This is a genomic window from Salipiger aestuarii (assembly GCF_003259905.1).
In the GTDB taxonomy this organism is placed as follows: Bacteria; Pseudomonadota; Alphaproteobacteria; order Rhodobacterales; family Rhodobacteraceae; genus Salipiger; species Salipiger aestuarii.
This window is the reverse complement of sequence record NZ_QLMG01000004.1, coordinates 22,537-45,756: the sequence shown is the minus strand read 5'-3', so window position 1 is coordinate 45,756 and position 23,220 is coordinate 22,537. Positions and strand designations below refer to the sequence as shown.

22 protein-coding genes are annotated in these 23,220 nt (G+C 60.9%); 9 read left to right on the top strand and 13 right to left on the bottom strand.

Annotated features, from left to right (window positions below; all coding sequences use genetic code 11):
• Positions 1-31: 31 nt before the first annotated feature.
• Positions 32-928, bottom strand: coding sequence for an aminotransferase class IV (locus ATI53_RS03565; protein ID WP_009505530.1), 897 nt, complete (start codon positions 926-928; stop codon positions 32-34).
• 150 nt (positions 929-1,078) lie between these two features.
• On the opposite strand from ATI53_RS03565, the gene msrA reads away from it, so the two are divergent.
• A complete protein-coding gene (msrA, locus tag ATI53_RS03560; protein WP_009505528.1) occupies positions 1,079-1,708 on the top strand; it encodes a peptide-methionine (S)-S-oxide reductase MsrA in 630 nt (209 codons plus the stop codon).
• Here msrA and ATI53_RS03555 read toward each other — a convergent pair.
• Both ATI53_RS03555 and ATI53_RS03550 read right to left on the bottom strand, forming a co-directional pair.
• Entirely contained in the window at positions 1,705-2,580 is an 876-nt protein-coding gene (locus ATI53_RS03555; RefSeq protein WP_009505526.1) for a ribokinase, read from the bottom strand. The two genes, msrA and ATI53_RS03555, sit on opposite strands and share 4 nt — an antisense overlap.
• Before the next feature lie 33 nt (positions 2,581-2,613).
• Positions 2,614-4,869, bottom strand: a complete 2,256-nt coding sequence (locus tag ATI53_RS03550) for an NADP-dependent malic enzyme (protein WP_111549743.1) — start codon at positions 4,867-4,869, stop codon at positions 2,614-2,616.
• Positions 4,870-5,005: 136 nt separating this feature from the next.
• Here ATI53_RS03550 and mutS point away from each other — a divergent pair, with 136 nt between their 5' ends.
• Positions 5,006-7,648: a DNA mismatch repair protein MutS gene (gene mutS, locus ATI53_RS03545; RefSeq protein ID WP_034453011.1), complete on the top strand. Its 2,643-nt coding sequence runs from the start codon at positions 5,006-5,008 to the stop codon at positions 7,646-7,648.
• A 103-nt stretch (positions 7,649-7,751) separates the two neighbouring features.
• On the opposite strand, the gene ATI53_RS03540 is transcribed toward mutS, so the two are convergent.
• Together ATI53_RS03540 and hrcA are read right to left on the bottom strand one after the other, a co-directional pair.
• Positions 7,752-8,309 (bottom strand): nucleotide exchange factor GrpE, encoded by a 558-nt coding sequence (locus ATI53_RS03540; RefSeq protein WP_009505522.1) that lies wholly within the window; start codon positions 8,307-8,309, stop codon positions 7,752-7,754.
• Between the two features lie 10 nt (positions 8,310-8,319).
• Positions 8,320-9,384 (bottom strand): heat-inducible transcriptional repressor HrcA, encoded by a 1,065-nt coding sequence (gene hrcA / locus ATI53_RS03535; protein ID WP_009505521.1) that lies wholly within the window; start codon positions 9,382-9,384, stop codon positions 8,320-8,322.
• 113 nt (positions 9,385-9,497) lie between these two features.
• Between hrcA and rph the strand changes: the two genes are divergently transcribed.
• Genes rph through hemW form a run of 3 tightly spaced genes read left to right on the top strand, consistent with a single transcriptional unit; the run spans position 9,498 to position 11,969 of the window.
• A complete protein-coding gene (rph, locus tag ATI53_RS03530) occupies positions 9,498-10,211 on the top strand; it encodes a ribonuclease PH (protein WP_009505520.1) in 714 nt (237 codons plus the stop codon).
• On the top strand, positions 10,208-10,819 hold the full coding sequence (gene rdgB / locus ATI53_RS03525) for an RdgB/HAM1 family non-canonical purine NTP pyrophosphatase (RefSeq protein WP_111549742.1): 612 nt from the start codon (positions 10,208-10,210) through the stop codon (positions 10,817-10,819). The genes rph and rdgB overlap by 4 nt, the downstream gene beginning before the upstream one ends.
• A 1-nt stretch (position 10,820) precedes the next feature.
• Positions 10,821-11,969, top strand: a complete 1,149-nt coding sequence (gene hemW / locus ATI53_RS03520) for a radical SAM family heme chaperone HemW (RefSeq protein WP_034453009.1) — start codon at positions 10,821-10,823, stop codon at positions 11,967-11,969.
• Between the two features lie 15 nt (positions 11,970-11,984).
• On the opposite strand, the gene ATI53_RS03515 is transcribed toward hemW, so the two are convergent.
• The 6 genes from ATI53_RS03515 to rho are packed head-to-tail and all read right to left on the bottom strand — an operon-like array spanning position 11,985 to position 18,815.
• Positions 11,985-12,896, bottom strand: a complete 912-nt coding sequence (locus ATI53_RS03515) for a ParB/RepB/Spo0J family partition protein (protein ID WP_009505517.1) — start codon at positions 12,894-12,896, stop codon at positions 11,985-11,987.
• 41 nt (positions 12,897-12,937) lie between these two features.
• Positions 12,938-13,747 (bottom strand): ParA family protein, encoded by an 810-nt coding sequence (locus ATI53_RS03510; RefSeq protein WP_009505516.1) that lies wholly within the window; start codon positions 13,745-13,747, stop codon positions 12,938-12,940.
• Positions 13,740-14,363 (bottom strand): 16S rRNA (guanine(527)-N(7))-methyltransferase RsmG, encoded by a 624-nt coding sequence (gene rsmG, locus ATI53_RS03505; protein ID WP_111549741.1) that lies wholly within the window; start codon positions 14,361-14,363, stop codon positions 13,740-13,742. Before rsmG ends, ATI53_RS03510 begins: the two co-directional genes overlap by 8 nt.
• A complete protein-coding gene (mnmG, locus tag ATI53_RS03500; RefSeq protein WP_170134519.1) occupies positions 14,360-16,237 on the bottom strand; it encodes a tRNA uridine-5-carboxymethylaminomethyl(34) synthesis enzyme MnmG in 1,878 nt (625 codons plus the stop codon). Before mnmG ends, rsmG begins: the two co-directional genes overlap by 4 nt.
• Positions 16,238-16,240: 3 nt before the next feature.
• Positions 16,241-17,524, bottom strand: a complete 1,284-nt coding sequence (gene mnmE / locus ATI53_RS03495) for a tRNA uridine-5-carboxymethylaminomethyl(34) synthesis GTPase MnmE (RefSeq protein ID WP_009505513.1) — start codon at positions 17,522-17,524, stop codon at positions 16,241-16,243.
• Positions 17,525-17,543: 19 nt separating this feature from the next.
• Positions 17,544-18,815, bottom strand: coding sequence for a transcription termination factor Rho (rho, locus tag ATI53_RS03490; protein ID WP_009505512.1), 1,272 nt, complete (start codon positions 18,813-18,815; stop codon positions 17,544-17,546).
• 530 nt (positions 18,816-19,345) lie between these two features.
• On the opposite strand from rho, the gene ATI53_RS03485 reads away from it, so the two are divergent.
• From ATI53_RS03485 to dnaQ, 4 genes are read left to right on the top strand one after another with little or no spacing between them, the layout of a single operon-like run.
• Positions 19,346-19,945 (top strand): Maf family protein, encoded by a 600-nt coding sequence (locus ATI53_RS03485; protein ID WP_009505511.1) that lies wholly within the window; start codon positions 19,346-19,348, stop codon positions 19,943-19,945.
• Complete coding sequence (locus tag ATI53_RS03480; protein ID WP_111549739.1) at positions 19,942-20,772, top strand: shikimate dehydrogenase; 831 nt, start codon at positions 19,942-19,944, stop codon at positions 20,770-20,772. Before ATI53_RS03485 ends, ATI53_RS03480 begins: the two co-directional genes overlap by 4 nt.
• Positions 20,772-21,362: a dephospho-CoA kinase gene (gene coaE, locus ATI53_RS03475; protein ID WP_009505509.1), complete on the top strand. Its 591-nt coding sequence runs from the start codon at positions 20,772-20,774 to the stop codon at positions 21,360-21,362. Before ATI53_RS03480 ends, coaE begins: the two co-directional genes overlap by 1 nt.
• Positions 21,355-22,041 carry a DNA polymerase III subunit epsilon gene (gene dnaQ, locus ATI53_RS03470; protein ID WP_111549738.1) on the top strand — a complete coding sequence of 229 codons (687 nt, stop codon included), beginning with the start codon at positions 21,355-21,357 and terminating at the stop codon, positions 22,039-22,041. The genes coaE and dnaQ overlap by 8 nt, the downstream gene beginning before the upstream one ends.
• 4 nt (positions 22,042-22,045) lie before the next feature.
• Here dnaQ and secB read toward each other — a convergent pair whose 3' ends face one another.
• Together secB and ATI53_RS03460 are read right to left on the bottom strand one after the other, a co-directional pair.
• Positions 22,046-22,564 (bottom strand): protein-export chaperone SecB, encoded by a 519-nt coding sequence (secB, locus tag ATI53_RS03465; RefSeq protein WP_111549792.1) that lies wholly within the window; start codon positions 22,562-22,564, stop codon positions 22,046-22,048.
• Between the two features lie 68 nt (positions 22,565-22,632).
• Positions 22,633-23,133 carry an FxsA family protein gene (locus tag ATI53_RS03460; protein ID WP_111549737.1) on the bottom strand — a complete coding sequence of 167 codons (501 nt, stop codon included), beginning with the start codon at positions 23,131-23,133 and terminating at the stop codon, positions 22,633-22,635.
• Between the last annotated feature and the right edge of the window lie 87 nt (positions 23,134-23,220).

Sequence of the window (23,220 nt, the reverse complement as noted above, 5' to 3'; positions counted from 1 at the left end):
CTTTCATCGGGCGAATCTCATGCGGCACTCCTCATGCGGTCACCATCGCCTTGTAAAGTTGCAGAATCCTTTCCGTAACGGGACCCATTTGACCCGTTCCGATCTTTCTTCCGTCGATGTCGCCCACAGGGGTCTGCGCCCCGAACGTTCCGGTCAGGAACGCCTCATCCGCCCCATAAGTGTCGACAAGCGAGAAATTGCGCTCGTACACCGGGATGCCGGCCTTGCGGCAAATCTCGATGACCTTGCCGCGCGTGATGCCGTTCATGCAGTAATCGCCCGTGCTGGTCCAAACCTCGCCCCGGCGCACGATGAAGAAGTTGCACGCGTTGGTGGTGTTCACAAAACCATGGACATCCAGCATCAGCGCCTCATCCGCGCCGGCCTTTTCGGCGGCGATGCAGGCCAGAATGCAGTTCAGCTTCGAATGGGAATTCAGCTTGGGGTCCTGCGTCATCGGCAAGCCGCGCTGATGTGGCACGGTGGCCAGCCGGATCGGGCGCCGGATCGACGGGCGGGAATGCTCCATCAGGATCACCACCGTCGGGCCGGACACCGACAGCGCCGGATGCTGAAAGGGCCGCGACTTGAGTCCGCGCGTCACCATCAGGCGGCAGTGGGCATCGCTGACCATGCCGTTCGCCTGCTGCGTGTCAGCGATGGCCCGCCGCAGCGCCGCGCGGTCCATTCCGATGTTCAGGTCGATCGCCAGCGCCGCCTCGAACAACCGGTCCAGATGCAGGTCGAGAAAGCTCCAGCGACCATCGTACAGCCGCAGCCCTTCCCAGATCCCGTCGCCCAGCATGAAGCCGGAATCGTAGACCGACACCATCGCCTGGGCCTTTGGTTTCAGCGTGCCGTTGACCCAGATAAGGATGTCTTCGTTGCGCGCATCGTCCTGCGCCTGGTGCGTGGTAAGCTTGTCCATCCGCGCAACGTTAAGCGGATTTAGCGGTCGCGAAAAGACGTCACGCACGCTCACCATCCGGTGAGATGCCGCCCCGACGCTTGATCGGGCACGCGCCGCGCCCCAGCCTTTGTGCAGAACCAGCCTTTGCATAAAGAGAGAGACTTGCGCATGATCCGCCTTCTGTCCATCGCCGCGCTGCTGTGCAGCGGCTTTTCCGCTCAGGCCGCCGAGCGGCAGATCACCGTCGCAGGGGGGTGTTTCTGGTGCGTCGAGGCGGATTTCGAAAAGGTCCCCGGCGTCACCGGCGCCGAATCCGGCTACACCGGCGGCACCCTTGCCAAGCCCAGCTACAAACAGGTCAGCCGTGGCGGCACCGGTCATTACGAAGCGGTGCGCATCACCTATGACGACACACGGATTGCACCCGAACAGCTGTATGCGCTGTTCTTCCGCTCGGTCGATCCCACCGATGCAGGCGGCCAGTTCTGCGATCGGGGCGAAAGCTACCGGACGGCGATCTTTGCGGGAAGCGCCGCGCAGGAATCCGCGGCCAGGACCGCCAGGGCCAAGGCGCAGGCCGAGCTGGGCCAGAAGATCGTCACGCCCATCCTGCCCGCCGCGACGTTTTACGCCGCCGAAGAAGAGCATCAGGACTATTACAGGAAAAACGACATCGTGCTGACCCGGTTCGGCCCGACCAGCAAGGCGAAGGCGTACAAGAAATACCGCGATGCCTGCGGGCGCGACGAGCGGGTGCGCCGGCTTTGGGGCGCGGGCGCGCCGTTCGCCGGCGGCTAAAACCGCGCTTCCTGCACGTCGCGCAGATCGGGGATCACATCGGCGGTGCCGTGGCGCGTGACCATCAGCGCCGCCGCCTTGGCCGCCATCCCGACCGCCTGTTCCAGCGGCATGCCCCGATCCAGCCCCGCGACAAGATACCCCGCGAACGTATCGCCGGCCCCCGTCGTATCGACCGAAGTAACCTGCGGCGCGGCGAACCGGCGCGGCTGCCAGCGGTTGCGCCGGGTGTGAAGACGCCCGCCCCGCGCGCCCTCGGTCACCACAACCGTGTCGATCCCCAGATCGGCCAGCCCGGCCTCCATCGCCGTGGTCAACTGATCGCATTCGACTTCGTTCAACACGAGCAGATCACAGAACGGCAGCACGGCGCTGGCGGCATCGATTTCGAACGGGGCGGGGACATAAGCGACCTTCAGTCCCAGCCGCCGGGCCAGCGCCGCAGCTTCGGGCTGCAACAGCGTCTCGTTCTGCATCAGCAGCCAGTCCCCGGTCGAGGCCTCGGACAGCGCGCTGCCCAGCAGGGTTTCGGGGATGGCGTGGTTGGCGCCGTGGTGGATCACAATCGAGTTTTCGCCGCCGTCGTCGACAAGAATCACCGCGTGGCCCGTCACCGCATCGACCCGCGCGATGTGGCGGGTGTCAACTCCGTATTCCATCATCCGCCCGACCGCCCAGCCGCCATCGGCCCCGACCGCCCCCAGGTGCACCACCCGCGAGGCCGCGCGCGCCGCCGCGACGGACATGTTGGCACCCTTGCCGCCCAGCCCGCGCAGCATCGAGCTGGCCGCGATGGTTTCGCCCGGCAGGGGCAGGCGCGGCACCGAATACGCCAGATCCGCGTTGATGGACCCCAGGTTCCAGATTGTCATGCCCGCCCCTTTCCGTAACGCATGCCATACGGCTCAGCCGACTTTGCAGGCCGCCAGCACCGCCATGTTGAGAATGTCGTTCGCCGTCATGTTGGTCGAACAGATCTGGATCGACGCGTCGACCCCTGCAAGGATCGGACCGATCACCGTGGCGCCCGCCATCTCCTGCATCAGCTTGACCGAAATCGACGCCGAATGCCGCGCCGGCACCACAAGAATGTTTGCCGGTCCGGTCAGACGCTGGAACGGATAGGCCTCTTGCGCCTTTGTGCTCAGGGCGACATCGACGGCCATGTCGCCTTCGTATTCGAAATCCACGCCGCGCGCGTCCAGAACCTGCGGCGCGACGTGCATCTTCAGCGCGCGCTCCGAAACCGGATAGCCAAAGGTCGAAAACGACACGAACGCGACCCGCGGCTCCAGCCCCAGATGCCGCGCCACGCCTGCCGAGCGTTCCGCGATGTTGGCCAGATCGTTCTCGTCGGGCCATTCATGCACCAGCGAATCCGAAATCAGCACGATCCGCCCCTTGAGCAGCAGCGCCGTGACCCCGACAGCCCCGTGATGCGCATCGGCGTCGAACACCGTGTTGATGCGTTCCATCACATGCGCCGATTTTCGCGTCGCGCCGGTAACAAGCCCGTCCGCATGGCCATGCGCAAGCATCAACGCGCCGAACACATGCCGGTCGCGGGCCGCAAGGCGGTGGATGTCTTTCTGGTCACGCCCCCGCCGTTGCAGGCGCCGGTAAAGGAAGTCCTTGTAGGTGCTCAGATAGCGGGTGTTCGCGGCGTTCACGACGTCGAGTTCGCGCACCGCATCGCCCAGACCGGCCTTTTCCAGCTTGGCCTTCACGTCCTCTTCGCGACCCACGACCAGCGCCTTGCCCAGCCCGTTCCGCTGGTACATCACGGCGGCGCGCAGCACGCGCGGGTCGTCGCCTTCGGCAAAGATCATCCGGGCCTGCGCCTGCCGGGCGCGGTTGTTGATGCTGCGCAGCATCGGCGCGGTCGAATCCATCCGCCCGCGCAGCGTTTCCTCATACGCCGGGATGTCGATGATCGGGCGCCGCGCCGCGCCTGTATCCATCCCGGCCCTGGCCACGGCGGGTGGAATGCGGTGGATCAGGCGCGGATCGAACGGCGTCGGAATGATGTAATCGCGCCCGAAACTGAGCTGTTTTCCGTAGGCAAGCCCGACCTCGTCGGGCACATCCTCGCGGGCGATGGCGGCAAGCGCCTCGGCGCAGGCGATTTTCATCTCGTCATTGATGGCGCGGGCGTGAATGTCCAGCGCGCCCCGGAACAGGTAGGGAAAGCCCAGTACGTTGTTGACCTGATTGGGGTAATCGCTGCGTCCGGTGGCGACGATGGCATCGGGGCGCACCTCGTGGGCCTCTTCGGGCAGAATTTCAGGGTCGGGGTTGGCCATGGCAAAGATCACCGGGTTTTCGGCCATGCCCGCAACCATGGACTGCGTCACCGCGCCCTTGGCCGACACGCCAAGGAACACGTCCGCGCCCTGCATCGCCTGTTCCAGCGTGCGCTTGTCGGTCGCCGCGGCATGGGCCGATTTCCACTGGTTCATGCCCTCGGTGCGGCCCTGATAGATCACGCCCTTGGTGTCGCACATGATGCAGTTGTCGTGGCGGGCGCCCATCGCCTTGACAAGCTCAAGACAGGCGATCCCTGCTGCCCCGGCGCCGTTCAACACGATTTTCACGTCTTCGATCTTTTTGTCGGACAGATACAGCGCGTTGATAAGCCCCGCCGCGCAGATCACCGCCGTACCGTGCTGGTCGTCGTGAAACACCGGAATATCGCACAGTTCCTTGAGCCGCTGTTCGATGATGAAACATTCGGGCGCCTTTATGTCTTCCAGGTTGATGCCCCCGAAGGTCGGCGCCATCAACTTGACCGCGTTGATGAATTCCTCCGCGTCTTCGGTGTCCAGTTCGATGTCGATGCTGTTCACATCGGCAAAGCGTTTGAACAGCACCGACTTGCCCTCCATCACCGGCTTGGACCCAAGCGCGCCAAGATTGCCAAGGCCCAGCACCGCCGTGCCGTTGGAAATCACCGCAACGAGGTTGCCCTTGTTGGTGTAATCATAGGCAAGCTCGGGGTTGGCGGCGATTTCCTCGCACGGCACCGCGACGCCCGGCGAATAGGCCAGGCTAAGGTCGCGCTGCGTGGTCATCGGCACGGTGGCCTGGATTTCCCACTTGCCGGGCACCGGTTCGAGATGGAAGGCCAGCGCCTCCTCTCGCGTGAATTTCATCTTGGCCATGGTGCGACTCTCCCCTCGCAGGCGGCGTTGTCTCTCGTAGCGCAGCGGCGCGCGCGGCTCAACTGCGCGGTTTTCACCTTTCATGAGGGGACGGGGCTTTGCTATGCCGGGCGGGAACGACAAGGTGGGAAACGCGATGACGACGGTCACTCCGATGATGGCGCAATACATGGCGATCAAGGCCGATCACCCGGATGCGTTGTTGTTTTACCGGATGGGCGATTTTTACGAGATGTTCTTTGACGATGCCGCCGCCGCATCCGAGGCGCTGGACATCGCGCTGACCAAACGGGGCAAGCACGACGGCGACGACATCCCGATGTGCGGCGTACCGGTGCATTCCGCCGAAAGCTACCTGCTGACGCTGATCCGCAAGGGGTTTCGCGTTGCCGTCTGCGAACAGATGGAAAACCCGGCCGAGGCAAAAAAGCGTGGCAACAAATCCGTGGTCCATCGCGAGGTCGTTCGCCTTGTCACTCCCGGCACCCTGACCGAGGAATCGCTGCTTGAGGCCCGCCGCCACAACTATCTTGCCGCGCTGTCGTGCCTGCGCGACGACTGGGCGATCTCCTGGGCCGATATTTCCACCGGCGCGTTCCATGTGATGCCACTGGGCCGTGCGCGCATCGGGGCGGAACTGGCCCGGCTAGTACCGTCCGAGGTGCTGGTGTCGGAAGCGGTCGATGCAGAGCTGCGCAGTGTATTCTCGGATCTGGGAATTTATCCAACAGTTCTGGGGCGCGCCTCGTTTGACAGCAGCAGCGCGGAAACGCGGCTGTGTTCATTGTATCAGGTTCAGACGCTTACCGCCTTCGGGAATTTTTCCCGATGTGAACTGTCGGCCATGGGGGCGCTTGTCGATTACCTCGACATCACGCAAAAAGGACGCCTGCCCCTGTTGCGCCCCCCGCAAAGCGACGCCGTTTCGCGCCTGCTTCAGATCGACGCCGCCACCCGGCGTAACCTCGAACTGACTCATTCGATGAGCGGCGGGCGCGCCGGATCGCTGCTGTCGGTCATCGACCGCACCGTGACGCCCGGCGGCGCGCGGCTGCTGGAACGGCGCGTTTCGTCCCCGTCGCGGGTGCTGCCGGTGATCCACGAGCGGCTGGACGCGATCGACTGGGCGATGGAAACGCCCCTGTCCTCCACGCTGCGGGACCGTTTGCGCAAGGTGCCCGATCTTGACCGCGCCCTGTCGCGGCTTGGGCTTGATCGCGGCGGGCCGCGCGACCTGGCGGCTGTGCGCAACGCGCTTGAGCAAGCGGAAGAGATCTGCGACGCGCTGTCCGGCGCCGACCTGCCATCACTGCTGACCGAATCCCGAGACGCGCTTGGCGGTCACGAGGCCTTGCTGACGGTTCTGGACAGCGCGCTGGTCGCCGAACCGCCGCTGCTGGCCCGCGACGGCGGGTTCATCGCCCCGGACTATGACGCCGCCCTGGACGATGCCCGCCGGTTGCGCGACGAGGGGCGCGGGATCATCGCCAGCATGCAGGCCCGATACGCTGAGCGCGCGGGCGTCCCATCGTTGAAGATCAAGCACAACAACGTGCTGGGCTACTTCATCGAAACCACGGCGACCCACGCGGACAAGATGATGTCGCCGCCGCTGAACGACAGCTTCATCCACCGTCAGACCACCGCCAACCAGGTTCGGTTTACCACTGTCGAGCTCAGCGAACTGGAAACCCGCATTCTGAATGCATCGGGAGAATGTCTCGAAATCGAGAAGCGGCTGTTCTCTGACCTGCGAGAGGCGATCCTCGCCAAAGCGCCGCAGCTTTCGGAAACCGGCCTTGCCCTGTCGGAAATCGACCTTGCGCTCGGGCTTGCCGATCTTGCCAGACAACACGACTGGACCCGCCCCAGGGTTGACGACAGCCGTGCGTTCGACATCAGGGCGGGCCGGCACCCGGTGGTGGAACGCGCGCTTCAGCAGCAGAACGCAGGCGCCTTCATCGCAAATGATTGCGCGTTGATGCCCGAAGGCGACGGCGCCGCTGTCACCCTGCTGACCGGCCCCAACATGGCAGGCAAATCGACCTACCTGCGCCAGAACGCGCTGATCGCGTTGCTTGCGCAGATGGGCAGCTATGTGCCTGCGCACAGCGCCCATGTCGGCCTTTTCAGCCAAGTGTTCAGCCGCGTCGGCGCGTCCGACGATCTTGCCCGGGGGCGGTCGACCTTCATGGTCGAAATGGTCGAAACCGCCGCGATCCTCAATCAGGCCGACGACCGCGCTCTGGTCATTCTGGACGAGATTGGCCGCGGCACCGCGACCTACGACGGCCTGTCCATCGCCTGGGCCACGCTGGAATATCTGCAAGCCAACAACCGCGTCCGCGCGCTTTTCGCGACCCATTACCACGAGCTGACACAGCTGGCGGGCAAGCTGGAGGGCGTGCGGAACGCCACGGTCGCGGTGCGCGAATGGAACGGTGAGGTGATTTTCCTGCACGAGGTCCACGACGGCGCCGCCGACAGGTCCTACGGCGTTCAGGTCGCGCAGCTTGCCGGGTTGCCCAAACCGGTGATTGCCCGCGCCCGCAGCGTGCTGGAGGCGTTGGAAAAAGGCGAACGTGACCGCGCCACGCCCAAGGCGCTGATCGACGATCTGCCGCTGTTTTCCGCCGCCGCCCAGGCCGCCCCCACCACGGCACCCACCGGCCCGTCCCCGGTGGAACAACATCTGCGCGATCTGAATCCCGACGATCTTAGCCCCCGCGACGCGCTTCGGGCGCTTTACGATCTCAAGGCGCTGACCCACAACGACTGACGGCGCAGGGAAGGCGCCGCCATATGTCTATTTCTGGCAAAAGATGCGCCGAGGATGAAGCGATCGTCAGGCCAGGAGGGGCGGCCCCCTGCCCCGCGATCCTTCAGGTGGCCGGCATAGAGCTGACGCCGACCTGCGCCGGGCGCAACAGGCGGTCATGCAGCATGAACCCCGCACCCGACACCTGAATGATGTCGCCGGCCTTGGTGCCCGGCAGCGGCGCTTCGAACATCGCCTCGTGCTGCTGCGGGTCGAACCGGTCGCCCACTTCGGGGGTTATCATCGTCATGCCGTGCTTGGAAAACACGTTGCTGAGCTCGCGCAGCGTCAGTTCGATGCCCTCGATCAGCGCTGCCGCGGCGTTTTCGTCCCTGGCGGCGTTCAACGCCCGCTGAAGGTTGTCGTAAACCGGCAGCAAGTCGCGCGCCAGGCGCGAGCCGCCATATTGCTGCGCCTCGCGGCGGTCCTTGTCGGCGCGCTTGCGGGCGTTCTCGGCATCGGCCAGAGCGCGCATGAAACGGTCCTTGAAATCGTCCCGCTCTGCGCGCAGGGCATCGAGCTCTGCCGCGTCCGTGTCGATCTCGGCCTCGTCTTCGGCATAGGTCTCTGCCTCTGCGTCCGCAATGTCATCGAGAAAATCGTCGTTCTTCGGGTCTGCCATGTCTTAACCTCTAGCTCCGCTCGGCAATCAGCTTGCCGACCAGCTGCGCCGTGTAGTCCACAATCGGAACGATCCGGCCGTAGTTTAGGCGCGTGGGGCCGATGACCCCCACCGCACCGATTATCTTGCGATCCGCGTTCATATAAGGAGACACCACCAGAGAGGAACCCGAAAGTGAGAAAAGTTTGTTCTCCGAGCCGATAAAAATCCGCACGCCGTCGCCGCTTTCGGCCAGATCGAGAAATTCCGCGATGTCGCGCTTTCGTTCCAGATCGTCAAACAGGCTGCGGATCCGGTCAAGACCGGCCGCCTCGTCGTCGCCGCCCAGCAGATTCGCACGCCCCCGCACGATCAGCCGGGCCGAGCTGTCGGCATCGTCTTCCCAACTGGCGATTCCCGCTTCGATCAGTTCGGCGGCCAGCGTGTCGATTTCACGCCGGCGGTGGTTGATCTCATCTCCCATGACGTGACGCAGCTCGGACAGGGTACGCCCTTCGAGCAGCGCATTCAGGAAATTCGCCGCCTCGCGCATCGAGCTGGGCGTCTGACCGGCGGGCGGCTTGAACAGACGATTTTCGACAGTGCCATCGGCGAATACAAGCACCACCAGCGCCCTGTCATGCCCCAGACTGACAAATTCGATATGCTTGATCGGGGCTTCGTGCTTGGGAGTCAGAACAAGGCTTGCGCCTTGGGTCACCCCGGACAGCGCGGTGCTGACCCGGTCCAGAACGCCGCCCACATCGTCCGCCCCGGTGCCGCGCGTGGCATCAAGCGCCTGTCGGTCGGACACGTCCAGGTCACGCACCTCAAGCAGGCCATCGACGAACATCCGCAGCCCCATCTGCGTCGGGATCCGCCCTGCCGACACATGCGGGCTGTCAAGCAGCCCGAGGTATTCCAGATCCTGCATCACATTGCGGATTGTCGCCGCCGATACCTTTTCGCTCAGCGCACGCGTCAATGTGCGCGAACCCACGGGTTCGCCGTTGTCGAGATACCCTTCGACCACCTTGCGAAACACTTCGCGAGAGCGGTCGTTCAACTCTGAAAGCAGGGTCTTGTCCTGTTTCATCAAGGCGTCCTCCGCTTGAAGGGTCATTAAAGACGACGCAGCGCCGCCGTCAATCGGGGTTGCGGGGCGAGCGGCGCATCAGTATCCCGAAGCCAATGAAAAAAGGGATACAGATGCGACCGTCAGGACGAGATTTAAGTGAAATGCGCCCGGTTTCAATCGAAACGGGTGTTGTGAAGCATGCCGAAGGCTCCTGCCTCATCCGCATCGGCGACACCGCCGTGATCTGCACCGCCTCGCTTGAAGAGCGCGTGCCGCCGTTCATCAAGGGATCCGGGCTGGGATGGGTCACCGCGGAATACGGCATGCTGCCCCGGTCGACCGGATCGCGCATGCGCCGTGAAGCCGCCAGCGGCAAGCAGGGAGGGCGCACGGTGGAAATTCAGCGCCTGATCGGGCGCAGTCTGCGCGCGGGCGTCGATCGGGTCGCACTGGGCGAACGTCAGATCACCGTCGACTGCGACGTGATCCAGGCCGATGGCGGCACCCGCTGTGCGTCGATCACCGGCGGTTGGGTCGCGTTGAAACTGGCGGTAAACAAGCTGCTGAAGGCGCGCGCCATCACGTCCGACCCGCTCGTGTCGCCGGTTGCCGCCGTATCCTGCGGCATCTACGCCGGTCAGCCCGTGCTGGATCTGGACTACCCCGAAGACAGCGAAGCGGGCGTCGATGGCAACTTCATCCTGCGCGGCGACGGCCAGTTGATCGAGGTGCAGATGTCCGCCGAGGGCGCGACCTTTACCCGCGACCAGATGGGCAAGCTGATGGACCTTGCCGAAAAAGGCGTGGCAGAACTGGTCGAGGCACAGAAGGCCGCTGTCGCATGATCCGCAAGTTCACCGGCGACCGGCTTCTTGTCGCTACCCACAACAACGGCAAGCTGGTCGAGATCGCTGATCTGCTGAAACCCCACGGTGTTTCGGTGGTCGGGGCCGCCGAGATGAACCTGCCCGAGCCGGTCGAAGACGGGACAACCTTTGTCCACAATGCCCGGCTCAAGGCACACGCCGCGGCCAGGCCGACTGGCCTGCCCGCCCTGGCCGACGACAGCGGTATCGAAATCGACGCGCTCGGCGGCGCTCCGGGCGTCTATACCGCCGATTGGGCCGAAACCCCCGACGGCCGGGATTTCGTCATGGCGATGACCCGTTCTCACGACGAGTTGCTCGCGTCCGGCGCGGCGCGACCCTGGACCGCGCGGTTCTGTTGCACGTTGGTTCTGGCCTGGCCCGATGGTCATGACGAGGTTTTCCCCGGCAAGATGGAAGGCCAAGTCGTCTGGCCGATGCGCGGCGATCAGGGGCATGGCTACGACCCGGTCTTTCAGCCCGAAGGCTACGACATCACATTTGGCGAAATGGACCGCTTTGAAAAGAACCGCATCAGCCACCGGGCCGATGCCTTTGCAAAGTTTGTGACCGGCTGCTTTGGCTGATCTGTCCGAAACATGGCGCGCAGGAGGGTTTGGGCTATATGTCCACTGGCCCTTCTGCGAAGCCAAATGCCCCTATTGCGACTTCAACAGCCATGTTGTTTCCCAGGTCGATCAGACGCGTTGGGCGCGGGCATTGGTTTGCGAAATCGCCCGCTATGGCGCCTTGACCGAGGGGCGCGTGCTGAGTTCCATCTACTTCGGCGGGGGCACGCCGTCGTTGATGGCGCCGGAAACAGTACGCGCCGTGCTTGACGCGACCCGGGCACACTGGGCTTGGGCCAACAACATCGAAATCACGCTTGAAGCCAACCCGCGTTCGGTCGAAATTCGAAAGTTCGAAGGATTTTCGCTCGCGGGGGTCAACCGGGTGTCGCTTGGGGTGCAAGCCTTGCGTCCCGACGACTTGAGGAAACTCGGCCGACTGCACGGAGTCGATGACGCGATAGCGGCACTCGATGTTGCCAAATCCGTTTTCGAACGAGTGACCTTCGATCTGATCTACGCACGCCAGGGCCAAAGCCTTGATGCGTGGTGTACCGAATTGCGCGAAGCACTAAATCTAGCAGGCGACCACCTGTCCTTGTATCAATTAACCATCGAACAGGGCACCGCCTTTTGGGACCGCTTGCAAGCCGGCGGGTTGCGGGGCCTTCCCAACGAAGACCTGGGCGCGGATATGTATATCGCCACCCAGGAAATCTGCGGCGCCGCAGGGTTCCCGGCCTACGAGGTATCCAACCATGCCAAGCACGAGGCCATGTCGCGGCACAATCTCGTTTACTGGCGGGGGGGCGATTATGTGGGTGTTGGGCCCGGCGCCCACGGGCGCGTCACTCTGAATGGTCAACGTCATTCCACGGTCGCGCGCGCGATGCCTGGCGATTGGTTGAACGCCGATGCGGGCCGGGATTCGATGCAACTGCTCTCGCAGGATGACGCGTGGAACGAGTTTCTGATGATGGGTCTGCGACTGTCGGAAGGGGTCGACAAGGAACGCGCGCGCGCAATCGGAGGCGCCAAAGCGGATAAGCTGGCGTTTGGCGATTTCATCGCAATGGGGCTGATGTGGGAAACGTCCGAGCGTTTCGGAACAACGCTCGACGGCCGCATGGTATTGAACACCCTGACCGCCGAACTTCTATCAGTTTAGGACGGGCGCCTGCCCCTAGCGCGCTGCACTCAGGATCATGCAAAGCGTATCAAGTTCTTCAAGCGACTCGTAGGAAATCGTCACCCTGCCCGCTTCGGTGCCGGGTTTGTGTCCCACCGACACCTTCATCCCCAACGCCGCAGACAAATCGCCTTCAAGCGCGCGGGTGTCCGCGTCTTTTTCGACTTCTGCGATGCGCGGCTGCGGCGATACCTTGGGGCGATCTGGCTGGTTTTCCGTGCGCAAAAGTGCTTCGGCCTGACGGACCGAAAGCTTTTTGTGGATAATTTCCACCGCCATACGTTCGGGATCGCGGGACGTCACGAGCGTTCTGGCGTGACCCGCCGATAGCTCCCCGTTGCGGACGTGTTCCTGAACCGGAACGGGCAGGTTGAGCAGGCGAAGAAGATTGGCGATATGAGATCGGCTTTTGCCAAGTGCCTCGGCGATTTTTTCCTGCGTATGACCGAATCGATCCATCAGGGCCTTGTAGCCCGCAGCCTCTTCGATGGCGTTGAGATCTGCCCGCTGGATGTTTTCGATGATCGCGATTTCCAGGGTTTCCTGGTCATCCAGGTCACGGACAAGGACGGGAATTTCGTGTATCTGCGCCAGCTGCGCCGCGCGCCAACGCCGTTCACCCGCAACGATTTCGAATTTGTCAGGGTCCGTCGGCGCGATGCGCACGATCAACGGTTGGATGATACCCTTGGCCTTGATCGACTCCGACAATTCGCCAAGCTGAGCATCAGTGAATGTCCGGCGGGGTTGGTCCTTGTTGGGAATGATACGCTCGATCGGAATCAGTCGATCCGGAGATTTTGGAGCGTTGTCGATCTCTGAACGACCGGGGGAAATTTCGACATCCGACATCAAGGCCGAAAGGCCGCGGCCAAGCCCCCTGCGCTGTTCCTTTTTCTCTGCCATCTCTGCTCTTTCTTTTTCTCTGACCTTCAAGACGGCGCCTGTCAGGCCGCCAGCCGCGCGTTCTTTTTCAGAAATTCGTCCGCCAAAGCACGATAGGCAATCGCGCCCTTGGACTGACTGTCGTAACTCAGAACAGGCAACGCATAGGACGGCGCCTCACTTACACGAACATTGCGCGGTATGACCGTGGTGAAAACCAGATCGCCAAGATTTGAGCGCGCGTCGTCTTCAACCTGTTTGGACAGGTTGTTCCGGGCATCGTACATCGTCAGCAACACGCCTTCGATCCGAAGATCCGGGTTGGCGGATTGGCGCACCTCCCGGACCGTGAGCATCAGCTGAGACAGCCCTTCGAGCGCGAAAAATTCGCTCTGCAACGGGACAAGCACAGAATGCGCCGCAACCATCGCGTTGACGGTCAGAAGATTCAGCGATGGAGGACAATCGACCAAGATGTAGTCAAAGCCGAAATCACTCATCTCAGGCTGACGAAGCGCGTCATGCAGCAGGAAGCTGCGCTTTTCGTTGGAGAAAAGCTCGATGTCCGCCGAGCTGAGATCGACCGTTGCCGGGATAAGATGCATATTTGTTTGCTGGGTGCCAAGGATCACGTCTTTCAACGGAATCTCATCAACGAGCAGGTCATATGTGGTATGCGACCGATATTCAGGTTCTATGCCAAGCCCCGTCGATGAGTTTCCCTGAGGATCCAGGTCGACGACCAGCACCTTCAACCCCCGCTCCGCCAGTGCGGCTCCGAGATTGATCGTGGTTGTGGTCTTGCCGACCCCTCCCTTCTGGTTCGCAATCGCGATGATTTTTGGGCCAACGGGCCGCGACGGATCAGACATGGGTCAGTGCTCCGATAGTCAGGACAACAGCGTTGGGGTCAGTTACGCTTGTACGCGGGTTGCAAGTGAAGTTCCACGATTCCCGAGCGGTAGCGACTTCTTTTTTCCACTCAGCGCCTTTCAGAAATACAGCAACGCCGTCGTCGGAGAGATGATGTTTTGCGTAGGTGAGCAGCGTTGACAACCCTGCAAGCGCGCGCGCACTGACGTAAGTCGCGGCAAGAGGGTCGAGGCTTTCGATGCGCGCGGGCAGGACATCCGCCTTCGTTCTGACCTCCCGAAGCACAGCTTTCAGGAATACGCACTTTCTCTGATCGCTTTCAACCAGCGTGACTTTCACACCGGGGGAACACTCCTGAGCCAGGATAGCCACCACCAGCCCCGGAAAGCCTCCGCCGGATCCAAAATCTACCCAGTGGCCCGTCTTCGGGTTGACGACGTCAAATGCCTGAACGGAGTCCAGAATATGACGTGTCCACGCATTTTCCAACGTCGATTGCGCCACTAGGTTGATCTTTGGCGACCACTTCCGAAGCATATCGACAAGATGCGAGAGCTTTTCAGTTGTTTCACGTGAAACAGTGAGATCGGGAAATGCCCAATGCCGATCCGTCATGCGCTACGAACCTGGCTAAGTTTCCGGATCCTGAGAAGAAGAAGAGACAAGGCAGCCGGGGTCATCCCCTCAATTTTCGCCGCCTGAGCCAGGTTTTTCGGGCGTGCCTTAGACAGCTTCTGCTTTAGCTCAAAGGAAACCCCCTCGATCTTGGAAAAATCCACGCTGGATGGGATTTCCAACGCTTCATCTCGGCGAAGAGCTGCTACATCACGCTCCTGGCGCTGAATGTAGTTTGCGTATAGCGCGTCCCGTTCAAGCTGTGCGCCAATTTCCGTCGGAATGTCGGAAAACTCAGGGAAGATAGCGGAAAGTTTCGAAAGACTCATGTCAGGAAATGATAGTAGATGCATCCCGCTGCGCTTTTGGCCATCGGTCGATGTCTTGACCCCCAACCGGGCGATCTCTTTCGAAGAAAACATGCGGTGCGATAACCGATCACGGCCCGTGTTCAAACGGTCTTGCTTTTCGTTGAATGCCTGCTGCCGCGCCTCGGAAACGCAGCCTAGGCTGATAGCCCGAGGTGTTAACCGTTGGTCCGCGTTGTCTGCACGAAGAGAGAGTCGGAACTCCGCCCTCGACGTGAACATTCTATAAGGTTCGGTCACACCCCTTGTAGTCAAATCATCGACCATCACTCCGATATATGAGTCGGCGCGAGAAAAGAGAACCGGCGTCAACCCGAGTGCTTCCCGAGCAGCGTTCAGGCCCGCCGTCAGACCCTGGGCGGCCGCTTCTTCATATCCGGTTGTGCCGTTGATTTGCCCCGCAAGGAACAAACCCGTGATATTTCTAACGCCAAGCCTCAAGTCCAATGACCTGGGATCGACGTAGTCGTATTCGATTGCATATCCCGGCTGCACGATTTTCACGTCATTCAACCCAGAGATCGATCTGACGTACTCCTCTTGCACGTCTCTGGGTAAGGAAGTCGAAATTCCGTTGGGATATATGGTCGTGTCGTCAAGGCCCTCGGGCTCTAGAAAGATTTGATGAGAGGTTTTCTCAGAGAAACGAACAACTTTGTCTTCGATAGACGGACAATAACGCGGCCCGATGCCGTCAATGTGCCCGCCATACATCGCTGACTTGCCTAGGTTATTTCTGATAACGTCGTGGGTTCTCTCGTTGGTGTGGGTAATACCGCAGCTGACCTGCCGCGCGAAAGGTCGAGAAGACATGAAAGAGAACATCACAGGATCGTCGTCACCGGGCTGAGCGTCAATAACGCTCCAGTCGATCGTCCGTCCGTCCAACCGTGGCGGCGTGCCCGTTTTAAGACGTCCAAGATCCAAACCCAAACCGTCAATACGCTCGGCAAGACGTATGGAAGGACGGTCCCCCATCCTTCCCCCTGGCTGGCACTGGTCACCGATATGAATTACGCCTCGAAGAAACGTTCCGGTGGTCAGAACGACAGAACCAGCGCGCAGGGTAATATCACCGGAGAGAACCACCCCGCCGACCCTATCCCCCGTCACCACCAGATCCACCACTTCGCCGACCAAAACTGAAAGGTTCGGCGTTTCGCGCATCTCGCGTTGCATGCCGCGGCGGTATATCTTTCGGTCAGCCTGAGCGCGGGGTCCCTGAACGGCCGGCCCTTTCCGGCGATTCAAAAGCCGAAACTGAATACCCGCCTGATCGGCGATACGCCCCATCACCCCGTCCATCGCATCGATTTCGCGAACCAGGTGCCCCTTACCGAGACCCCCAATCGCGGGGTTACAGGACATTACTCCGATTCCAGCCTCCGAAAGGGTGATTAGAGCGGTCACAGCACCGCTTCTGGCCGAGGCCGCAGCAGCCTCGGCTCCGGCGTGTCCACCGCCAACAACGATGACATCAAAATCTCGATGTTTCACGTGAAACACTCCTTACTTGCCGATGCAAAATGTTGAGAAGATCTCATCTAACAGATTTTCGACATCTATGCGACCAACCAGAATCTCCAGTGCGCGAATTGCCGCCCGGATTTCTTCTGCGGCCAGATCATAAAAGCCCGGCCCGCGGTTGAGGAGCTGGATACTCCGTTCCAGCGACTCACGGCCATCAAAGAAAGCAACACGATGACGCTCTCGTGTCGCAAGACCGGCCCCTTGGATGATTGCGGAAAGACGGTGCCCTATTTCAGAAAGCAGGTGATCGAGTCCCTGACCTGTATACGCCGATATCCCGGACGCATCCCCGGTGAGGTCAGCTTTTGTTGTGAGGATCAAATCAGAATCGCCCAGCGGAACGTCAGGAATACCGTGTTCATCAACCAGCACCACACGCAAGTCGGAGAGCGACGCACGTTGAAGAGCCCGACTTATCCCAATTTTTTCAATCGGATCCTGTGTTTCTCGGAGTCCGGCTGTATCGAGAAGCGTCACCGGCAGACCCTGAATGTCCATCCGCACTTCGATCACATCACGCGTGGTTCCCGCGATGTCAGACGTAATTGCAGCGTCACGCCCCGCCAGTGCGTTCAAAAGACTGGATTTCCCCACGTTGGGTGCCCCAAGAATAGCGACTTCGAAACCAGTCCGAATACGTTCCGCGGCGTTCATACCGTCAATTTCCCGACCAACCGCACTGATCACGGCGGTGATCCGCGCAAGAACGTCTCCGGTCACATCGACCGGAACCTCCTCATCAGCGAAATCTATGGTGGCTTCAAGAAGAGCGGCCGCTTCGATCAGCATGCGCCGCCAACTTTCGATCCGCTTTCCGAGAGCCCCAGAGAAAACGCGCAAGGCCTGGATTCTCTGGCTTTCGGTTTCAGCTTCGATCAGATCGGACAGGGCTTCAACCTGGGTCAGGTCCAGGCAATCATTTTCCAGCGCCCGACGCGTGAATTCACCGGCCTCTGCCATACGCAGCCCCGCGATCCCTTCCAGCACGCGCAGGACAGCCCGTTGAATCGCGATGCTGCCATGCAGATGAAGCTCGGCGACTCGCTCACCCGTGAAACTGGCACCTTGATCGAATACCAAAACCAGGGCTTCATCGAGGATTTCGCCGTCGGGATCGCGAAGCTTTCGAAGCGTCGATTGCCGTGGTTGGGGGATCACGCCGACCAACAGGCGAACAGCTTCCCACGAAAGCGGTCCGGATATGCGGATCACCGCGACCCCGGCCTTTCCGGGCGCGCTTGCCAGAGCGAAGATGGTGTCCAAACGTGCCTCCAGGCGGCGCTTAGCTGTTCATCGAATCGAAAAATTCAGAGTTCGTCTTGGTCTGCTTAAGCTTGGAAAGGAGAAACTCGATAGCGTCGGTCGTCCCCATGGGGTTGAGGATACGCCGCAGCACAAAAGTTTTCTGCAGATCAATCTTGTCGACAAGAAGATCCTCTTTCCGCGTCCCGGATTTGAGGATGTCAAGCGCCGGATAGACCCGCTTGTCAGCGATCTTGCGATCAAGAACGATTTCCGAGTTCCCAGTGCCCTTGAATTCTTCGAAGATCACTTCATCCATCCGGCTGCCGGTGTCGATCAGGGCGGTTGCAATGATCGTCAGTGAACCGCCCTCTTCGATGTTCCGCGCGGCACCAAAGAATCGCTTGGGCCTTTGCAAGGCATTGGCATCGACACCGCCGGTCAACACCTTCCCCGAGCTCGGCACCACTGTGTTGAATGCTCTACCAAGTCGTGTGATCGAATCCAGAAGGATAACAACATCTCGTTTATGTTCGACCAGACGCTTGGCTTTTTCAATCACCATCTCCGACACCGCAACGTGTCGCGTCGCGGGTTCGTCGAATGTCGAGGAGATGACCTCACCCTTCACCGATCGCTGCATGTCCGTGACTTCTTCGGGTCGTTCGTCGATCAGAAGCACGATCAGATAGCATTCAGGATGGTTCTTTTCGATACTGTTGGCGATGTTTTGCAACAGCACCGTCTTGCCGGTTCGCGGCGGAGCCACGATCAGCGAACGCTGCCCCTTACCGATCGGTGAGACCAGATCAATAATGCGCGCCGACCGATCCTTGATCGTCGGGTCCTCGATCTCCATCGTCAATCGCTCGTCGGGATAGAGCGGCGTCAGGTTGTCAAAGGCGATCTTGTGACGCGCTTTTTCGGGGTCCTCGAAGTTGATGCTCGTCACATCGACCAAGGCGAAATAGCGCTCGTCATTGTCCGGCGCCTTCATTTCGCCATCGACGGTATCGCCAGTGCGCAGCGCGTATTTTCGGATCATGTCGGGAGAGACATAAATATCGTCGGGGCCCGGTAGATAGTTCGCCTCGGGCGAGCGCATGAAGCCGAAACCGTCCTGAAGCACCTCGAGCACACCGTCGCCGAAGATCTGCCAGTCTTCATCGGCCCGCTCCCGCAGGATCTGGAACATCATCTCGCCTTTGCGCATGGTCGAGGCGTTCTCGATCTCGAGCTCCTCGGCCATGGAGAGCAAATCTTTGGGGCTTTGCGCCTTGAGATCCGAGAGATGGAGCTTTTCAACGCTCATCGCAAATCCTTCCAGGCCGGACGGCCGGCCACACATTCATATAATCTTCGGGAAACTCATGGCCCGGACGGGCTTGAGATGGTGATTTAATGATCCAAGGCACAGGAGTCAATCTTCGCGTTGAGCGGGGGTTGGTCTGGGCCGCCCTGAAAATAACTAAGAAAGAATGTAAGGATGATTTTGATGTAAGGGGCGGCAGTTCCGGTGGATTATCACGCCATCCCAGAGTTTTCCCTCTGTCGTCACCCTGTGGATAATTCGGTGCATGGCTTGTGGCAGCTTCGACGTAACATTTCCCGAACTTGCACTATACATGGGGTTTGGTGCTGATTTTACGCCAGTTGAGAAACTTGGGAAAACTTTCACGAAGCAGACTCATCCACCGATCGGAGTTATCCTTGTTCACAAGCGGAAGACTCGGCCGGGTGCGGTGTGGGGACCCGCGACTTTTCCCCTGCCTTGATTGTCGCGCTGGTTTTCCCCAGAACGGTCCCGCACGAGATTCATGACATTTCGACAGGGTTGTCCACATGACCACGAAGCTCATCCTTGCGTCCGGCTCGGAAATTCGGGCCCAGTTGTTGCGCAACGCTGGGGTTCCGCACCGTATTGATCCCGCGCGGATCGACGAATCGGCAATCCGCGACTCACTCGCGGCAGAGGGGGCCTTGCCGCGCGATCAGGCCGACGCGCTTGCCGAATACAAGGCGCGGAAGATTTCGTCCAAGGCGCCGGACGCCTTTGTCCTGGGCTGCGACCAGATCCTTGCGATGGGGACCGAGATCTTTGCCAAGCCTAAAACGCCAGAAGACGCGCGGTCCCAGTTGCATAAACTGCGAGGCCAGCGCCATCAGCTTCTGTCGGCGGCGGTGATCTATCGGGATAGCAAGCCGGTCTGGCGGCACGTCGGCGTCGCACGGTTGCAAATGCGCGCGTTTTCAGACAGCTATCTGGATGATTACATTGCACGGAACTGGGACAGCCTGCGTCATTCCGTTGGCGGCTACAAGCTTGAGGAGGAAGGCGTGCGTCTGTTTTCCCGTATCGACGGCGATCATTTCACTGTCCTTGGCCTGCCCTTGCTGGAACTGCTTGCCTTTCTCACCGACCGGGGGATCATCGCATCATGACAGTACCTTCCATTCCGCTTGCCGGCGTTATTGGCGCGCCCGTCGGACATTCCAGGTCGCCCCGCCTGCATGGCCATTGGCTGAAGACCCATGGCCTGCCCGGTCATTATGTCCCGTTGGAAATCGCGGCCGATGTGTTTGAAGACGCTCTGAGGATGTTGCCCAAGCTGGGTTTCGTTGGCGTTAACATCACCATTCCTTACAAGGAACGGGTGATCGAGATCGCCGATCTGGTGTCGGATCGCGCCACGCTGATCGGCGCCGCCAACACCATCATATTCCGCGCTGATGGCCGGATTCACGCCGACAACACAGACGGTTACGGTTTCATCGAAAACCTGAGACAGGGCGCCCCCGGTTGGGATGCCAAGGCCGGGCCGGCGGTTGTGCTGGGCGCCGGAGGTGCTGCGCGCGCGGTCGTGGCCTCGCTGCTTGAACTTGGGGCGCCTGAAATCCGGCTGACCAATCGCACCCGCCTTCGCGCGGATGCGCTTCGCGCGGAATTTGGAAACCGGATCACCGTTGTCGAATGGGTGCAGGCGGGTAACGTACTCGACGATGCGGCGCTGGTGGTGAATTCGACGTCGCTTGGAATGGTCGGCAAGCCGGAATTGCGGGTGCCGCTGGACGGGCTGCGCAAGGGAACCGTTGTGACGGACCTTGTCTATACGCCGCTTCAGACCCGGTTGTTGAAAGTTGCGGCCGAGCATGGCTGTACCTGTGTCGATGGGCTTGGAATGCTGATCCATCAGGCGGTGCCGGGGTTCGAGCGTTGGTTCGGGCAGCGCCCTGACATCAACGAGGCCACGCGCGGCGCCATCCTGTGATGCTGTTCCGTCTTGGCCTGACCGGATCTATCGGGATGGGGAAATCGACCACCGCGCTGATGTTTGCGGATGAGGGATGCGCGGTTTGGGACGCGGATGCCGCTGTACACCGGCTTTATGCGCAGGGCGGCAAGGCGGTCGGGCCCATCCGGGAAATTTTCCCGGACGCCATCGCAAATAATGCGGTATCGCGTGATCGGCTGCGCGAGATCATCGCAACCGACAAGACCGCCCTGCCCCTTATCGAGGCGGTTGTTCACCCGCTGGTCGGCCAGGATCGCGAGATATTCGCGCAATCCTGCACCGATCTTATCGGTGTTTTCGACATCCCGCTGCTGTACGAAACCGGCGCCTGCGCCGAGATGGACGCGGTCGCCTGTGTGCGCATTCCCGGCGATGAGCAGCGTCGCCGCGTGCTGGCGCGCGGCACCATGACCGCCGCGGACCTTGAACGCATTCTGTCGCGGCAGATGCCGAACGATGAAAAATGCGCGCGCTCGGATTATGTGATAGACACCGATACGCTGGACCATGCCCGTGCGCAGGTGCGTGCCATCGTGCGAGCTATAAAGGACAAAATTGATGCGTGAGGTCGTTCTCGACACCGAAACCACGGGGTTCGAACCCGAAACCGGCGACCGGATCGTGGAAATCGGGGCTGTCGAACTGTTCAACCACGTCGCCACGGGCAAGACCTATCATCAATACATCAATCCCGAACGATCAATGCCCCAGGGCGCGTTCGAAGTGCACGGGCTGGGCGATGATTTCCTGCGGGACAAGCCGGTATTTGCCAGTGTCGCCGACGATTTTCTCGCGTTCATCGGGGAGTCCAGGCTGGTCATCCACAACGCCAGCTTTGACGTCAAATTTCTGAATGCCGAGCTGAAATGGGCCGGGCGCCCTCTGCTGCCAAAGGATTGCGCCATCGACACGCTGGAAATCGCTCGGAGAAAATTTCCCGGCTCTCCTGCGTCTCTGGACGCATTGTGTCGCAGGTTCAATATCGACAATGGCGCACGCACCCTGCATGGCGCGCTTTTGGATTCCGAAATTCTGGCCGAGGTGTATCTGGAACTGATCGGGGGCAAACAACCCGATCTGGTGCTTAGTCCGGTGCGCCAATCGGGCAACGACGGCGCGACTGATGACGACTGGCGCCCGACACGGCGCCCGACGCCGCTGCCTTCGCGCCTGTCGGACGCAGAAAAGGCGGCTCATGCCGCCTTTGTCGCAAATCTGGGTGACAGCGCGCTCTGGTCGCGCTGAGCGGTCAGGCGTCCAGCTTGGTTTCGCCGGACGCGTTCGCTTGCTGACGCCGCGCGATTTCGTTGCGATAAAGTGCCACGAAATCAATCATTTCCAGGTTCAGCGGCGGGAAACCCCCATCGCGGGTCACGTCCGAAATGATCCGACGTGCAAACGGGAACAACATCCGCGGGCATTCGATCAGCAGGAACGGATGCATCTGGTCTTCGGGCACGTTTTCGATGTGAAAGACGCCGGCGTAATCCATTTCGAGGATGAACAGCGTGTCGGACGTGCCCTTGGACTTGGATTCGACCTTGAGCTTGATGACCACCTCGAACTGGTGCTCGACGTTGCGCTTCTTGGCATCCAGGTTCACCTGGACCTGCACATCGGGCTGCACTTCGCCGGTGCTGCCCTTCTGCGCCAGAATGTTTTCAAACGACATGTCCCGCACGAACTGCGCAAGCACGTTCATCTTGACCGGGCTGGGGGCGGCAGTGCCCGCCTGGCCGTTCTGGTTTTCCTGCTGGGTCTCAGCCATCTTCATTCCTCTCCTCGGAATAGCTTTGCCTTGCAATAGCAGGCCCGTTGGCCCGTCTCAATGCTTCGTCAGTGTTTGGTCCAGCCGGATCCGGGGTGATTGGGCTGCTTTTTCGGCGGAACCTCGGTGTAATCACCGTCGATCACGTCGCCCTGACCGGGGCGGCGCGGGCCCGGTGTCGGGTGCGGGCGGGATTGCCGCGCGCCCATTTCAAAGCGCGTCACGCTGACCCGCGACGCGACCTGCCGCATCACCGCCAGCCGCACGCCGGGAACCAGCAAGGCGAACCCGCAGGCGTCGGTGAAGAAACCCGGTGTCAGCAGCAGCGCGCCCGCGAGCAGGATCATCGCGCCGTGGGCCAGCGGGGTTGTCGGATCCTCCAGCCGCGAGAACGATCCCTGCAATTCGCCAAGCGCGCGCAGCCCTTGCGAGCGCACAAGTGAGGTGCCGATGACTGCCGTGATGACCACGATCGCCAGGGTCGGCCACAGGCCGATCACCCCCCCGATCTGGATAAACAGTCCGATTTCGATCAGGGGCACCATCAGAAATGCCAGAAAAAGCCACATGGGCGGTCTCCCTTCGTCTCGGGCGCCGGTAGACTTGCCGCGACCCAGCACCTACATAGGTGTGAACCGATGAAATTCCATGATTGA